Source organism: Alteromonas confluentis, from assembly GCF_001757105.1.
GTDB lineage: Bacteria > Pseudomonadota > Gammaproteobacteria > Enterobacterales > Alteromonadaceae > Alteromonas > Alteromonas confluentis.
Window position 1 is genome coordinate 172,479 of sequence record NZ_MDHN01000015.1, and the last position, 13,739, is coordinate 186,217.

The window sequence follows — 13,739 nt, forward strand, 5'->3', positions numbered from 1 at the left end:
GTACTGCTGCCTTTCAATCATATCACTAATGAATTCCAAAGGTACTGCTGAGGAATATCTGAATAAACTGCAGCAACAGGATGGCAATCAGCACCGATAAATCCAAGCCACCAATGGGCGGAATGATTTTTCTGATGGGGGCCAGGAACGGCTCCGTGAGCTGATACATCACGTATTCAATGGGGTTCTGACCTTGAGATACCCAGCTAAGAATAGCGCGAATGATCAGTACCCAGAACATCAGTCTGAACGTTTCATTGATTACCGTGACTACAGACAGAATAACAATAGAAAGTGGATCGTAATTACCACCGAACATGGCGATTAACACCACAAACTTCAGCGCAGCTACGAGCAGCGCTAATACAAACGTCGCCGTATCAAAATTGCCGATGGACGGAATGACCCGGCGCATTGGCCCCACAATTGGGTGGGTCGCTTTAACAATAAACTGGCTGGCAGGATTATAAAAATCCGCTCTTACCAGCTGTAACCACAATCGTAATATCACCACCATCAAATACAAATCGAAAAGGGTGGAAATAAGAAAGGCCGATGCGTTGCTCATTAACTGTTTTTCCTGTGAAACTTAAAGTTGTTTAGCCATTTCTTCAGCCCGTGAAACCGCTGCGCGCATCGCTTTGCTTACGGTTTCCTTCAGGCCTTCGTCGAGTAGGGTGTTTACGGCCGCTGCTGTGGTGCCGCCCTTAGACGTAACTTGGGCCCGAAGCTCGCTTAATTCAATATCTGGATTGTGACAAACCATTTCAGCGGCACCGAGCATGGCCTGTTGCACCATTTCACGGGCGGTTTTATCGTCGAAACCCATATTGATGGCTTCTTCTTGCATGGCTTGTAAAAACAGGAAGAAATAAGCCGGGCTACTGCCTGCGGCGGCGATAACGCCATTTATGCCGTCTTCTTGTTCAACCCATACGGTTTCACCGACAGCTTTCATCACATCATCGGCATAGTCTCGGTCGGCACTGCTCACGGTGTCGTCGGCGTATAAACCAGTCATGCCTTTACCAATCAAACTTGGCGTGTTTGGCATAACGCGTACCACCGGATACTCGCCGCCCAGCATTTCTTGCAAACGGGAAACCGGCAGGCCAGCGGCGATGGATAAAAACAGCTTACCAGCTAAGTCGTTGTTTTCCTGAAGCGCGCCAAGCATGTCGCCCATCATTTGTGGTTTCACTGCCAGCACAATGGCATCAGCAAACTGGCAGGCCTCATCGTTTGACTGGGTAACCTGAATGCCGAATTCTTCACTCAGTTTATCGAGTTTTGGCGTAGAGGGATTACTGGCGATGATATTTGCCTTGTCATAACCAGACTGGATAAGCCCGCTAATGATGCTGCGTGTCATATTACCTGCGCCAATAAAAGCCAATTTCTTTTGTTGCATGAATACCCTTTTTGTCATTTCAAATTACAAGATAGCGGGGCAGGAGGGTTAGCTCCTGGCGCCAAAAATCGCGCTGCCAATTCTTACCATGGTAGAACCGTGGGCGATGGCGGCGTCCATATCCCCGCTCATTCCTACGGACAGGGTATCAAATTCGCTCAGATTTTGCTGGTATTGGTGGAATAAATCCGCCAGCGCGCTTAACGTTGCGTTCTGCTGCTGTTCATCTGGTGCGGCTTTTGGAATGGCCATTAATCCACGTAATTTCAGATTAGGCATACTCTGGATGGTGTCAATCAGTGCAGGTAATTCAGCAGGCTGAATACCTGATTTACTGTCTTCATCATCAATATTCAACTGAATCAACACATTGAGTGGTTTCATCGATGAAGGGCGCTGGTCGTTTAACCGGCGGGCGATTTTCTCGCGGTCGATGCTTTGTACCCAGTCGAAGTGTTCGGCAACCACTTTGGTCTTATTCGATTGCAACGGGCCTATCATGTGCCATTCAATATCGGCGTATTCACTGAGTTGCTGAACCTTTTCAACACCTTCCTGCACATAATTCTCGCCAAACAAACGTTGTCCTTCTTCATACGCTTGGACAATATCGGATACCGGTTTGGTCTTGGTTACCGCTAGTAATTCAACGGATTTTGGAGGACGATGCGCACTTGCAGTGGCTAGTTCGATTCGCGAGCGTGCGGATTTCAGTCGTTCTGCTATTGTTTGCATTAATCAATCGGCGTTTGGAGACATGGTTGTGGATATTACCGAACTTTTAGCTTTCAGTGTTAAAAATAAAGCTTCTGACTTGCACTTATCGGCTGGGTTGCCGCCTATTATCCGTGTTGACGGTGAAATGCGTAAGCTGAACATCCCTGAGCTTGACCACAAACAGGTTCACGCGCTGATTTATGAAATCATGAACGACAAGCAGCGCAAAGAATATGAAGAAAACCTGGAAGTGGATTTTTCTTTTGAAGTAAAAGATTTATCCCGTTTCCGTGTTAATGCCTTCATGCAGAACCGAGGCGCTGCTGCGGTTTTACGTACCATCCCCAGTAAAGTATTGTCGCTGGATGACATTGCCGCGCCACCTATTTTCCGTGATCTGATCGATCAACCTACGGGCCTGGTGCTGGTAACCGGCGCTACCGGTTCGGGTAAAAGTACCACGCTGGCGGCGATGATCGATCACATTAATAACACCAAACGCGACCACATTCTTACCATCGAAGACCCTATCGAATTCGTGCATGAAAATAAGATGAGCGTATTGAACCAGCGGGAAGTGCATCGCGATACACATAGCTTCTCGAATGCACTGCGTTCAGCGCTACGTGAAGATCCGGATGTGGTACTGGTGGGCGAGCTTCGTGACTTAGAAACCATTCGCCTGGCAATGACCGCCGCAGAAACCGGGCACCTGGTGTTCGGTACGCTTCACACCAACTCGGCCCCGAAAACTATTGACCGTATTATCGATGTATTCCCGGCAGAAGAAAAAGCCATGATTCGTTCAATGTTGTCAGAATCACTGCGTGCCGTTATTTCTCAAACCCTGCTTAAGAAAGTGGGCGGCGGCCGTGTGGCGGCGCACGAAATTATGGTGGGGATACCGGCCATTCGTAATCTTATTCGTGAAGATAAAGTTCCACAGATGTATTCGGTTATTCAGACCGGCCAGGCACATGGTATGCAAACCATGGATCAGGCGCTGCAGAAGCTGGTTGCCCTCGGCGTGATCTCCCATCAAGACGCGGCTGCGAAGTCCGTTGATAAAAACAAGATGATGTAAGGAGAACAGGGTGACGTTAACGGATTATTTTAAACTTGCCACCGAGCGCGGCGCATCGGACATCTTTATTTCTGTAGGTTTTCCGGTGAGTGCAAAGATTGACGGCCAGCTAACGCATTTAAGCACTGAGCCGCTTACACAGTTTCAAGCCAAGGAATTGGTGCACAGCGTAATGGAAGAACGCTATATAAAAGAACTGAGTGAGCATAAAGAAAGTAATTTTGCGGTAGGTATTAAAGAGATTGGTCGCTTTCGTTGCAGTGCGTTCTGGCAACGGGACTCCATTGGTATGGTTGCCCGCCGAATTGTGACGGAAATTCCCACCGCCGACGAACTGGGTTTACCGCCAATCCTAAAAGACATCATCATGAGTAAGCGCGGTCTGGTACTTATGGTCGGGGCGACCGGTACCGGTAAATCTACCTCATTGGCAGCACTCATTCACCACCGAAATCACAATACCAAAGGGCATATTCTTACCATTGAAGATCCCATTGAGTTTATTCATAAACACGGTTCTTGTGTGGTCACTCAGCGTGAAGTAGGTATTGATACCCTGAGCTTTGATGACGCGCTGAAAAGTTCGTTGCGACAAGCGCCCGATGTGATTTTGCTGGGTGAAATTCGGTCTATGGAGACCATGGAATACGCCATGTCGTTTGCCGATACCGGCCACTTGTGTGTGGCAACACTACACGCCAACAACGCCAATCAGGCCATCGAGCGTATTATGCACTTAGCGCCGAAGGAAATGCATAACAAACTGTTGTTTGATTTAAGCTTGAACCTGCGTGCGATTGTGGCGCAACAACTGGTGCCGAAGAAAGATGAAAAGGGTCGGGTAGCGGCCATCGAAATCTTGCTTAATTCACCGCTGGTTTCTGATCTCATTCAGAAAAACCGAATCGGTGAAGTGAAAGAAGCGATGAAAAAAGGCCGCGAAATGGGCATGCGTACCTTTGATATGGCATTGTATGATCTGTATAAAGAAGATCGTATTAGTTATGAACAAGCGATTCATCACGCTGACTCACCCAATGATTTGCGCCTGATGATCAAACTCGACAGCAGCGAAGGTTCTGAACTGGGCTCGCTGTCAGGTGTCTCAATTGATATGGACTAAATGACAAATAAGAGGGGCGATGCAGAAACTTTTCAGTGATGACGACCGGTTTTTGGTGCAGCAGGTTCGCTCTGAGTTGGACGCCGCCAATATTCCTTATCTGGTAAAGAATGAGTATGCCGGCGGCGCTGTGGGTGAGCTGCCCTGGCAGGAAACGCAAATGGAATTGTGGCTGCTCGATGAGCAGTGGTTGCCCAAAGCAAAACAAATTGTCGAAGCGCTAAGCCCTGCTGATTTTTCTGGAACCTGGCAGTGCACTGCCTGCGGGGAAACCAATGATGGTCAGTTTTCTTTATGTTGGAAATGCCAGACCGTACACGATGAGCTGGCATTGGGTGACAGTTAGCTAATACTGATTCTCCGCCCAACTGGTAAAAATCACACAGGCAGACACGCTGTCGACTTTATCTTTAGTCAGCTTTTTAAAGCCACCGAGCTCAAATAACATGGCTTTGGCATCGGCTGTAGACAAGCGCTCATCCCAGGTTTCTACTTTCACATTGAAACGGCCTTCAAGACGATTGGCAAAGCGCTTTGCTAGCTGGGTGACGGGTTGCTCGGTGCCATCCATATTTAGCGGCAGGCCAACTATCACCAGGTTAGGTTGCCATTCGTCATAGATCTTCTGCACCAGCGCCCAGTCGGGAACGCCATCTCGGGCTTTTAATGCAGCTAGGGGAGAGGCGGTGCCAGTGATTTCCTGACCCACCGCAACGCCGATACTCTTGGTACCAAAATCAAAACTTAAAACGGTGCGACTCATCTTAGGCGTGGCCCACCTGCGGGGTAAGTTGCCAGACATCCACACCCAGCTTTTTCACCGCCGATTGCCATCTTTGATGCATGGGGGTATTGAACAGAATATCGGTGTCGGCTTCTACCATTAGCCAGGCATTTTCCTGCATTTCCTGCTCAAGCTGACCGGCTTCCCAACCCGCATAGCCAAGCGCTATAAGGGCATGCTCAGGACCTTGCTGATGACCAATGGCTGAGAGAATGTCTTTCGATGTGGTTACTACCACACCCGGCGCCATTTTCAGGCTAGAGCCCCAATCTCCCTCATCACTGTGTAACACAAAGCCTCGTTCCTGCGACACCGGCCCACCGGCCAGAATGATTTGTTCGGCAATACTGTCGTCGAAGGTACCGTCTTTGTCTGTTTGTTCGAGCAGTTCTTTCAGGTTCATGTTAGAAGGCTGATTGATAACAATACCCATTGCGCCTTCACTGTTGTGTTCGCAGATATATGTGATGGATCGCGAAAAATACGGATCATCCAATGACGGCATTGCGATTAAAAAGTGATTTTGCAGGGATTTCAATTCAGTCATTCAACGCTCCTCAGACTGCCAGTTTACTCTCGATGGCATCAAACAGTTTACCCATGATACTGAAATCGAAGTGGGCTTCAATTTCCCGCACACAGGTGGGGCTGGTGATGTTTATTTCGGTAATACGATCGCCAATTACATCAAGGCCAACAAATAATATACGGTTTTTCTTAAGAACTGGCGCAATCGCTTCTGCCAGTGCCCGATCAGATTCGCTAATAGCTTGAGGACGTCCGGTGCCACCTGCCGCCAGATTACCACGGGTCTCGCCTTTGGTGGGTAAGCGAGCCAGGCAATATGGCATCACTTCACCATCGACAATGAGTACCCGCTTGTCGCCTTCTTTAATGGCTGGCAGATATTCTTGCACCATCATCTGCTGAGCGCCGTTTTTTGTGAGCGTTTCGATAATGACGCCCAGATTATTGCCGTCAGGTTTTACCCGGAAAATCGATGCGCCGCCCATGCCATCGAGGGGTTTACAGATAATATCTTCATGCTCTGCGTGAAAGTCGCGAACCAACTGCGCATTGCGGGTAACACGAGTAGCTGGAATTAAATCCGGGAACCAGGAAGTAAACAGTTTTTCGTTATAATCGCGCAACGCCTGCGGGTTGTTAACAACCAGCGAGCCCTCAGCTTCTGCCAGCGACAGCATTTGGGTTGCATATAAAAACTCGCTGTCGAAGGGCGGATCTTTGCGCATCATCAACACGTTAATGGCCGACAGCGCGATGGTTTCCCGTGGCGATAAATCGTAGAAGTCAGTAGCTTGATCCCGCACGGTAACCTTGCGAACAGAAGCCATGGCCTTGCCGTTGTCCAGATACATATCGGACTGTTCCATGTAATAAATGGTGGCGCCACGTTTCTGGGCTTCCAGCATCATTGCGAAGCTGGTGTCTTTATGAGGTTTTACCGAGGAAATAGGGTCCATCACGAAACCGACGGAATAGGTCATGTTTGCTACTCTTAACTAACGGGAAGATATAACCCTACTATGGCGCTGATATTACGAAAATCAACACCTTTAGCCGGTTATATTGTGCTGAAGCCATGAAATGCGTTGTTGCAATTAGCCTCGCTTCTGAAAAGGAAGCATGAGGATGACCCGGGAACCGCCTCCACGGCGATGCTGTACATGCATGGTGCCGTTGAGGCCGGATTTAACCTGACGTTGGCAGCGATCAAGACCACCTGCATCAGTATCGACATTGTGGGATACGGATTTAGCGCCTGCCAGATTCTGCAGCACCGTTCGTGGAATACCCCGTCCCTCATCTTCGATAACCAGTTGCATGGTGTTGGTGCCATTCACATTGTGGGTACTTGCGGAAACCCACATTCTGCCATGGTTCTCATTAGGATATGCATGTTGATAAACATTGAGGAGTAGCTCGCTGAGTACTTGTGTGAAGCAACCTGTTGGCAGTGAAAAGCTAAAATCGGCTTCAATATTTAAACAGGGGGTAAGCGCGAAGTGGGGTACAGAATCGGCAATAATGCCAGCAATTGCTCCCACCGTTGCCGATACGGGAAAGTCCTGAACCGGATTCACTGTCATCAGTTCAATATAGTCAGCCAGCTCTCTAATTCGTTCCCGAGCCTGACCAAGCATGCCCAGGCCAGAAGAGCCCGAGCGAATCATTGAATTATGAAACTGATTCAGCCCTTCTTTTGATAATTGCTTCAGACTCACATTGCGCCGATTTTGTTCGGTAAGCACATTTTGAAATGTGAGTGTGGTATGCACAACATTCAGCTGTGCGTTGATTTCATCAATCAGCCCACAGGCCATGCTGTGAAAGCTTTTTGGCAATGGCTGATGCACCAATTGCGTTACGGCCTGATGATGGCGAACTAACAGCTTGTCGTGCTCTGAACGCAGACTGTGAAGTGCTTGTTCCGTTTGCGACACTTGTTTTTGTAATGTCCAGTTTACGCTGGTTCTGCCCTGTTGCTGTTCGCAGTAGGAAAACACCTTCACGATATTGGCGGCCACGGCTTGATAGTGCGCTACTGTGGGAAGATCGGGCGAATGTTTATCGCTGCCGGTGATCAACAACGTACCAATACAGCGGTTATCATCTATCAGCGGGAAAGACCAATAACAGGTAATGTCGGCAGCGGCGATGTCTTCAGAAAAATCCTGCCAGTGCGGATAAGCAGCAAGATTTTCGATGAAATAGGGCGTTAGCGTGGATGCGGCTTGTCCACAGGCAGTGTGTTTGTCACCAACGAGAACCCGGCGAACAGTTTTTAAAAAAACTTCTGGAAGTGAGGGCGCGGTGAGGAGTTGTAGCGTTGCACTGTGGTGAATATGCTGAAGTATGGCAAACCGGTGTCCCGGGGTATGCTGTTCTAAAAAGTGCAGGTAAAGGGTGAGTACCTTGGCTAAAGGTTCCCCTTCAAGAATTTTTTCAAGACAAGTACTGTAAACCTGCTCCAGGTTTAATCGACCTGAAGCAGCAGCGTATTGATGAGCCGGTTGTACCAAATACATAATACGTATTTATTATTTTTCTTATTTGTAGGTCTTTTTTAACCTGATTAAGCCAACAACTCAAGTTTTCCTGGTTACAAATCGCCGTGCAAAGACTGCAAAATGGAAACTGATGTTAGCGCAGCGGTTTCTGTGCGCAATATGCGAGGACCAAGACTCACCGACGAATAGCCGTTTTCATTGGCCTGATGAATTTCCTGTTCAGATAATCCGCCTTCCGGACCAATCAAAAGACGGAATCCATGGGTGCTGTATGGCGTTTTAGACAAAGGTTGTTCTGCACCGGGCGCGAGAATAAGACGGCTAGCCTGCGTTGGGCTAGCCAACCACTGGTTTAGTGTTACGGGAGCATTGAGTGTAGGAACGGTATTGCGACCGCACTGTTCACAGGCGCCGGTGATAATTTTTTGCCATTGTTGGATTTTCTTCTCCCAGCGCTTTTCATCCAGCTTGACTGCACAGCGTTGAGTGAGAATTGGTGTGATTTCACTGACGCCCAGTTCTACTGATTTTTGTAAAACGGTGTCCATACGATCGCCTTTCGATACGCCCTGACCCAAATGAATAGAAAGGGGGGATTCTTTTCCTATGGTCAGACAAGCGTCGACTTCTACCACCACCTGTTTTCTACTTACATCGATAATCTGCGCAGAATATTCATTGCCGTCACCATTAAACAATACCACTGGGTGGTTGGCTTTCAGGCGCAAGACTGTGGCGACGTGATGGGCTGCATCTCCGTCTAGCGTAAATTCTTCATCAATAGGAATAGGGGCAGGATGGTATAAGCGGGGGATTCGCATTTGAGGTTATCACTTCAGCATTTCACACAATGGCTTATGATAACGATTTTGCAGTGGCGGGCGCAACGCCGCCACCACAAATTACAGCGGGTTAGTTTACCTGAACACTACCAGTGCGGGTTTCTTTAGAGATTTTGCTCATGTCTGCGGCCTGCGCCTGACGTCGGGCATGAATGGTGTTTTTGCCCTTATCTGAGCTAAGTGCAAATCCCAGAATGAAAAGAACGAGCACAAAAAGAATAGAAAGAAATAACATTGTTAAAATCCCTTAGTTTAGCAAACCGTTACATAGCGATAGCTAAATACCAGATACATCACGACGACAACATCGGTTCCTGATGTTGAAAAATAATTTCGGTGTAAGTCACTTTACACCGGCATTCTGGCTGTATTTCCAGTTACCAAGTCTTGCCCAGCAAGCGTTGGTGAGATCGAATGTTAGACGAATTGGGCGTAAATACCAGCTTTAAAATGCGCTGAAATTATACGATTTTGTAATTAGTCCAGAATTCATAAGGTTAAGAAACACGCTTTTTGCGAAGCCATCAGCTAAGTTCGCGAAGCACTGAATATAGCGATTGCGGATGACAGAAATATTATAATTTTTGCCCTTGTGGTACATAATGGCCGTTCATACCAACGTATGTACTTAAAAGCTGAGCAGAAACATTGCGTGATCTAGTTCAAAGTTGCTATCGTAAACTCGCACTGACGTAAAGCTTGCGCTACACAAAAAGGAAACCTGTATGGAAGAAACTCTCTCTTTGTTCACTGCCGAAGACATTGAACGCTATATCAACGTTTATGCTATTCCATGGGCAATTAATATTGCCATGGCTGTGGCCATATTCGTTATCGGTCGACTCATCGTTGGCCTGCTACTTTCGATTTTCCGTCGTGTGATGGCGAAATCCAAATACGATGACATGCTGATCAATTTTGTTGAGTCAATATTGTCAGCCATTTTGATGCTGTTTGTAATCGTCGCTTCGCTGAACAAACTCGGTGTTGATACTACATCTTTGGTGGCCATTGTCGGTGCTGCGGGCTTAGCGATTGGTTTGTCACTTCAGGATTCACTGAAAAACTTTGCCGCGGGTGTGATGCTGCTTGTATTCAAACCGTTCAAGCAAGGTAACTATGTTGCGACAGCAGGAACAGAAGGTATTGTGCAAAAGATCGGTATTTTCCACACAGTTATGACCTCGCTGGACAATAAAGAAATTACCATTCCTAACGGTAAAATCTACAGCGACAACATTACTAACTTCTCTGCGAAAGATACCCGTCGTTGTGACATGATGTTTGGTATTGGTTACGACGACGATCTGCTGAAAGCAAAAAGCATTCTGCAGGAGCTGGTCGACAGCGAAGAGCGCATTCTGAAAGAGCCTGCGTGCTTGATTGGTGTTGCTGAACTGGGTGACAACTCGGTTAACTTTACCGTTCGTCCCTGGGTTAAGGCATCAGATAATCTGGCTGTGCGCCTGGCATTTACCGAAGCGGTTAAATTACGCTTCGATGAGGAAGGCATTTCCATTCCTTATCCACAAATGGATGTTCACTTCTACAAAGAAGCAGACCGTGTTGCAGAACAGGAAAAAGCGTCTCAGTCAGCCTGATAGCGTTTGTTCACAACTCATCAAAACCCGGCACATGCCGGGTTTTTTCATTCATATTGCGAAAAAATCTCTTTGATTTGTTGTCGAATCCATTTCCGCAATGGATCTTCCTGCGTGCGTGGATGCCACAATTGCTCTATTTGAATGGGAGGCACGTCGAACGGTAAATCCTGCGCTAACAATTGGGGATGTCGTTGTGTGGCATAGTCGGCTATGGGGGCGAGACAGGTAAGCCACAAGGTTCTGCCAACAATGGTATCGGGTAGATTGAGAAACCCTGAAGCACCTGAAACAACCTGACGATTTAGGCCATGTGATTCTAAAGCCTCATCCACAGGGCTGCGAAGATCGCCAGTCATGGTTGAAACAACATGGCGAGCAGCGGCATACTTTTCTGCGGTAATTGGCACAGCTTGCTGATTCGCCTCTTTGTCACACACCACCTTAAACGGAAATCGAGCAAGAGGTTGGCGATAAAAATGCTCTGGTGCCTTTCTGAAAAAGCCCGCGATAGCAATATCACATTCACCCTGTTCCAGTGCAGCCTGCGGCAATTGCCCCACCGTGTTATGACAAATAATTTTCACATTCGGCGTGTGCTCATGAACACGGTCTAGTAATGAAGGTAACAATAGCCATTCGATAAAATCGGTGGCATAAATATGGATATGATCGACCCGGGTGTTTAGCTCTTTTGCTTCGTGGCGAAGGTAAAACTGCTCCAGACTTTTCACCAGGCAACATACATCCTTTGCCATTTGATGCGCTTTCGGTGTAGGGGTGAATCCGCGCCCCGTGCGAATGAAGAGCGGGTCGTCGAACTCGGCCCGGAGTTTATTGAGTTTGTGGCTCATTGCCGGCTGACTTAAGCGTATGCGCGTGGCGGCGCGCTGTAAGCTGCGTTCTTCGTATAACACCGTAAACAAATAAAGTAAGTTAAAATCTTTGCCTGCAATATTCATTTTTTAAAATTAGATCTTTTAAAACATTCATTTATTAAAACACAGATTCGCCCCTATATCTCCTTTACAGTCGATTTCTGTCGGGTGGCTAACGCCCGACCAACAAATACCAGCGGAGAAATTAAATGGCAGCATTATTCAGTGCTTTTTCACTTAAAGACGTAACACTACGAAACCGAATTGCAGTACCGCCTATGTGTCAGTATATGGCAGAAGACGGTTACACCAATGAATGGCATCAGGCGCATTATGCGTCGCTTGCCCGTGGTGGTGCAGGCTTGGTTATCGTGGAGGCAACCGGTGTTTCGCCGGAAGGGCGCATAACACCGGCATGCTTAGGGTTATGGGAAGATGGACAAATCGACGGCCTGCGTCGTATTGCAGCGAATATTGAAGCTGCCGGTGCAGTACCCGGTATTCAAATTGGTCACGCTGGAAGAAAAGCCAGTGCAAACAAGCCCTGGGAAGGCGACGACCATATTCCGTCTGGCGAGCCAGGCAGTTGGGAAATTATTGGTCCGTCGGCCATTCCCTTTGGTGTTAACCTGCCACGCACGCCTGCTGAAATGACCAAGCAGGATATCGACCGGGTTAAAGCTGACTTCGTTGCCTCTGCTAAACGTGCTGTTGAAGCCGGTTTTAAATGGTTGGAACTGCATTTTGCCCATGGTTATCTGGCCCAGAGCTTTTGGTCTCCTGTTGCGAATCAGCGAGAAGATGAATACGGCGGTAATGCTGAAAATCGCGGGCGTTTCCTGCTAGAAACCTTGCAGGCTGTGCGGGAAGTATGGCCGCAAAATCTGCCGCTCACTATCCGTTTTGGTGTGGTGGAATACGATGGCTCCGACGACACGCTTTTCCCAGAATCCATTGAACTGATCAAGCAGTTCAAAGCCAACGGCGCCGACTTTATCAGCGTTAGCATTGGCTTTAACACGCCAGAAGCACGAATCCCCTGGGGACCAGCATTTCTTGCGCCAGTCGCCGAGCGGGTTCGCCGTGAAGCGGGTGTGCCGGTTGCGACGGCGTGGGGTGTCGATACACCTGCTTTGGCGAATGGCACGGTAGAAAAAGAACAGCTGGATTTGGTGATGATTGGACGTGCCCATCTGTCGAATCCCCATTGGAGCTACATGGCTGCCAAAGCATTAGGCGAAGAAAAGCCTTCATGGGTGTTGCCAGCTTCTTATGCCCACTGGCTTGAGCGGTATGCACCAGCGGAAACAGAATAATCGTTTAGTGTGATTTGCACTTTAAAGTAAAAATCCCGGCATTTGCCGGGATTTTTCATGATATTACTTGCACTTGGGGCGAGTAGCGGTTTTCTGATAATCCGCCATTGCCGCATTCATGTTTGCCTGCAAATTCGCGATACGCGACTGTGGCGCCGGGTGAGTGGATAATATTTCCATTTGTCGTTGGCCACCGCTAGCCGCTTCCATGTTTTGCCACAAGGTAACCGATTCCCGTGGGTCAAAACCAGCCTGGGCCATCAGCGCCAGGCCAATAAGGTCGGCTTCAGATTCGTGAGCGCGAGAGAAAGGTAAGGTAATTGCTACCTGAGAGCCTAATCCAATTGCCGCCATAATCGCACCACTATAAGCCACTTCCTGAGAATTAATCACCTGGGCTACCGCCTGGGTACCAAGGTTCGTTAAGGTAGAAGTGGACATACGCTCATTACCATGGTGAGCAATGACGTGGCCAATTTCGTGACCGATAACCGCAGCAAGTTGCGATTGTGTCTTGGCAACGTCAAGAAGCCCGGTATAAACACCAATTTTTCCGCCTGGAAGGGCAAACGCATTCACCTGTTCATCCTGGAACACAACGACTTCCCATTCGCCGTCGAACACAGATTCGGGAACATAAGGCGTGATCGATTTCGCCACGCACTGCACATAGCTGTTTTCCACCTGCTTGCTGGATATCTTCAGTTCTTCTTTCATGCCGGTAAAGGCTTGCGCGCCCATTTCGGCCATTTGCGGCTCAGAATACAGTAGTACCTGATTACGTCCTGTAGGTGACGTGGCGCAAGCCGTAAGTATAGTCGCCAGCCCGGCAGCGACCAGTGTTTTCATCCGCAGTTTCATAGTATTCCTTGTCTACGTGTTCATCCACCTAAGTCTAAACGAAGTGTCTGTTAAATATCACTGATATTGTTAACTAAGTTCTACGTGAGA

The 13,739-nt window shown here is 48.1% G+C and carries 16 protein-coding genes; 5 read left to right on the forward strand and 11 right to left on the reverse strand.

The window, feature by feature from the left end; translation table 11 throughout:
* Positions 1-25: 25 nt before the first annotated feature.
* Genes BFC18_RS07710 through BFC18_RS07720 form a run of 3 tightly spaced genes read right to left on the reverse strand, consistent with a single transcriptional unit; the run spans position 26 to position 2,146 of the window.
* Positions 26-568, reverse strand: coding sequence for a YggT family protein (locus tag BFC18_RS07710; RefSeq protein WP_070124936.1), 543 nt, complete (start codon positions 566-568; stop codon positions 26-28).
* A gap of 21 nt (positions 569-589) precedes the next feature.
* Positions 590-1,411: a pyrroline-5-carboxylate reductase gene (gene proC / locus BFC18_RS07715; protein WP_070124938.1), complete on the reverse strand. Its 822-nt coding sequence runs from the start codon at positions 1,409-1,411 to the stop codon at positions 590-592.
* Positions 1,412-1,459: 48 nt separating this feature from the next.
* The gene (locus BFC18_RS07720) at positions 1,460-2,146 is read right to left on the reverse strand and encodes a YggS family pyridoxal phosphate-dependent enzyme (RefSeq protein ID WP_070124939.1); all 687 of its coding nucleotides are present in this window, start codon (positions 2,144-2,146) and stop codon (positions 1,460-1,462) included.
* A gap of 28 nt (positions 2,147-2,174) precedes the next feature.
* Here BFC18_RS07720 and BFC18_RS07725 point away from each other — a divergent pair, with 28 nt between their 5' ends.
* The 3 genes from BFC18_RS07725 to BFC18_RS07735 are packed head-to-tail and all read left to right on the forward strand — an operon-like array spanning position 2,175 to position 4,681.
* Positions 2,175-3,212 carry a type IV pilus twitching motility protein PilT gene (locus BFC18_RS07725; RefSeq protein WP_070125090.1) on the forward strand — a complete coding sequence of 346 codons (1,038 nt, stop codon included), beginning with the start codon at positions 2,175-2,177 and terminating at the stop codon, positions 3,210-3,212.
* 10 nt (positions 3,213-3,222) lie between these two features.
* Positions 3,223-4,335, forward strand: a complete 1,113-nt coding sequence (locus tag BFC18_RS07730; RefSeq protein ID WP_070124940.1) for a PilT/PilU family type 4a pilus ATPase — start codon at positions 3,223-3,225, stop codon at positions 4,333-4,335.
* Between the two features lie 19 nt (positions 4,336-4,354).
* Positions 4,355-4,681, forward strand: a complete 327-nt coding sequence (locus BFC18_RS07735) for a putative signal transducing protein (protein ID WP_070124941.1) — start codon at positions 4,355-4,357, stop codon at positions 4,679-4,681.
* On the opposite strand, the gene ruvX is transcribed toward BFC18_RS07735, so the two are convergent.
* From ruvX to BFC18_RS21675, 6 genes are all read right to left on the reverse strand, one after another.
* Positions 4,682-5,098, reverse strand: a complete 417-nt coding sequence (gene ruvX, locus BFC18_RS07740) for a Holliday junction resolvase RuvX (protein ID WP_070124943.1) — start codon at positions 5,096-5,098, stop codon at positions 4,682-4,684.
* Between the two features lies 1 nt (position 5,099).
* Positions 5,100-5,666, reverse strand: a complete 567-nt coding sequence (locus BFC18_RS07745; protein ID WP_083272969.1) for a YqgE/AlgH family protein — start codon at positions 5,664-5,666, stop codon at positions 5,100-5,102.
* A gap of 10 nt (positions 5,667-5,676) precedes the next feature.
* Positions 5,677-6,627 carry a glutathione synthase gene (gene gshB, locus BFC18_RS07750; protein WP_070124944.1) on the reverse strand — a complete coding sequence of 317 codons (951 nt, stop codon included), beginning with the start codon at positions 6,625-6,627 and terminating at the stop codon, positions 5,677-5,679.
* Positions 6,628-6,741: 114 nt separating this feature from the next.
* Positions 6,742-8,169, reverse strand: coding sequence for an ATP-binding protein (locus BFC18_RS07755; protein ID WP_070124945.1), 1,428 nt, complete (start codon positions 8,167-8,169; stop codon positions 6,742-6,744).
* A gap of 74 nt (positions 8,170-8,243) precedes the next feature.
* Positions 8,244-8,972, reverse strand: coding sequence for a 16S rRNA (uracil(1498)-N(3))-methyltransferase (locus BFC18_RS07760; protein WP_070124947.1), 729 nt, complete (start codon positions 8,970-8,972; stop codon positions 8,244-8,246).
* Between the two features lie 91 nt (positions 8,973-9,063).
* Positions 9,064-9,228, reverse strand: coding sequence for a hypothetical protein (locus BFC18_RS21675; protein ID WP_170826576.1), 165 nt, complete (start codon positions 9,226-9,228; stop codon positions 9,064-9,066).
* Positions 9,229-9,718: 490 nt separating this feature from the next.
* On the opposite strand from BFC18_RS21675, the gene BFC18_RS07765 reads away from it, so the two are divergent.
* The gene (locus tag BFC18_RS07765; protein ID WP_070124949.1) at positions 9,719-10,594 is read left to right on the forward strand and encodes a mechanosensitive ion channel family protein; all 876 of its coding nucleotides are present in this window, start codon (positions 9,719-9,721) and stop codon (positions 10,592-10,594) included.
* Between the two features lie 47 nt (positions 10,595-10,641).
* Here the strand turns inward: BFC18_RS07765 and BFC18_RS07770 are convergent, their stop codons facing one another.
* Positions 10,642-11,556: a LysR family transcriptional regulator gene (locus tag BFC18_RS07770; RefSeq protein WP_070124950.1), complete on the reverse strand. Its 915-nt coding sequence runs from the start codon at positions 11,554-11,556 to the stop codon at positions 10,642-10,644.
* Positions 11,557-11,681: 125 nt separating this feature from the next.
* Between BFC18_RS07770 and BFC18_RS07775 the strand changes: the two genes are divergently transcribed.
* The gene (locus BFC18_RS07775; protein ID WP_070124952.1) at positions 11,682-12,788 is read left to right on the forward strand and encodes an NADH:flavin oxidoreductase/NADH oxidase; all 1,107 of its coding nucleotides are present in this window, start codon (positions 11,682-11,684) and stop codon (positions 12,786-12,788) included.
* A gap of 63 nt (positions 12,789-12,851) precedes the next feature.
* Here the strand turns inward: BFC18_RS07775 and BFC18_RS07780 are convergent, their stop codons facing one another.
* Complete coding sequence (locus BFC18_RS07780) at positions 12,852-13,649, reverse strand: M48 family metallopeptidase (RefSeq protein ID WP_070124954.1); 798 nt, start codon at positions 13,647-13,649, stop codon at positions 12,852-12,854.
* Positions 13,650-13,739: the final 90 nt, after the last annotated feature.

Bases quoted from the DNA above. Each gene is read 5' to 3' on its own strand.
- BFC18_RS07775 (WP_070124952.1), top strand. From the start codon at position 11,682: ATGGCAGCATTATTCAGTGCTTTTTCACTTAAAGACGTAACACTACGA.
- BFC18_RS07765 (WP_070124949.1), top strand. From the start codon at position 9,719: ATGGAAGAAACTCTCTCTTTGTTCACTGCCGAAGACATTGAACGCTAT.
- ruvX (WP_070124943.1), bottom strand. From the start codon at position 5,098: ATGAGTCGCACCGTTTTAAGTTTTGATTTTGGTACCAAGAGTATCGGC.
- gshB (WP_070124944.1), bottom strand. From the start codon at position 6,627: ATGACCTATTCCGTCGGTTTCGTGATGGACCCTATTTCCTCGGTAAAA.
- BFC18_RS07745 (WP_083272969.1), bottom strand. From the start codon at position 5,666: ATGACTGAATTGAAATCCCTGCAAAATCACTTTTTAATCGCAATGCCG.
- BFC18_RS07755 (WP_070124945.1), bottom strand. From the start codon at position 8,169: ATGTATTTGGTACAACCGGCTCATCAATACGCTGCTGCTTCAGGTCGA.
- BFC18_RS07735 (WP_070124941.1), top strand. From the start codon at position 4,355: ATGCAGAAACTTTTCAGTGATGACGACCGGTTTTTGGTGCAGCAGGTT.
- BFC18_RS07720 (WP_070124939.1), bottom strand. From the start codon at position 2,146: ATGCAAACAATAGCAGAACGACTGAAATCCGCACGCTCGCGAATCGAA.
- BFC18_RS07760 (WP_070124947.1), bottom strand. From the start codon at position 8,972: ATGCGAATCCCCCGCTTATACCATCCTGCCCCTATTCCTATTGATGAA.
- BFC18_RS07780 (WP_070124954.1), bottom strand. From the start codon at position 13,649: ATGAAACTGCGGATGAAAACACTGGTCGCTGCCGGGCTGGCGACTATA.
- BFC18_RS21675 (WP_170826576.1), bottom strand. From the start codon at position 9,228: ATGTTATTTCTTTCTATTCTTTTTGTGCTCGTTCTTTTCATTCTGGGA.
- proC (WP_070124938.1), bottom strand. From the start codon at position 1,411: ATGCAACAAAAGAAATTGGCTTTTATTGGCGCAGGTAATATGACACGC.
- BFC18_RS07710 (WP_070124936.1), bottom strand. From the start codon at position 568: ATGAGCAACGCATCGGCCTTTCTTATTTCCACCCTTTTCGATTTGTAT.
- BFC18_RS07770 (WP_070124950.1), bottom strand. From the start codon at position 11,556: ATGAATATTGCAGGCAAAGATTTTAACTTACTTTATTTGTTTACGGTG.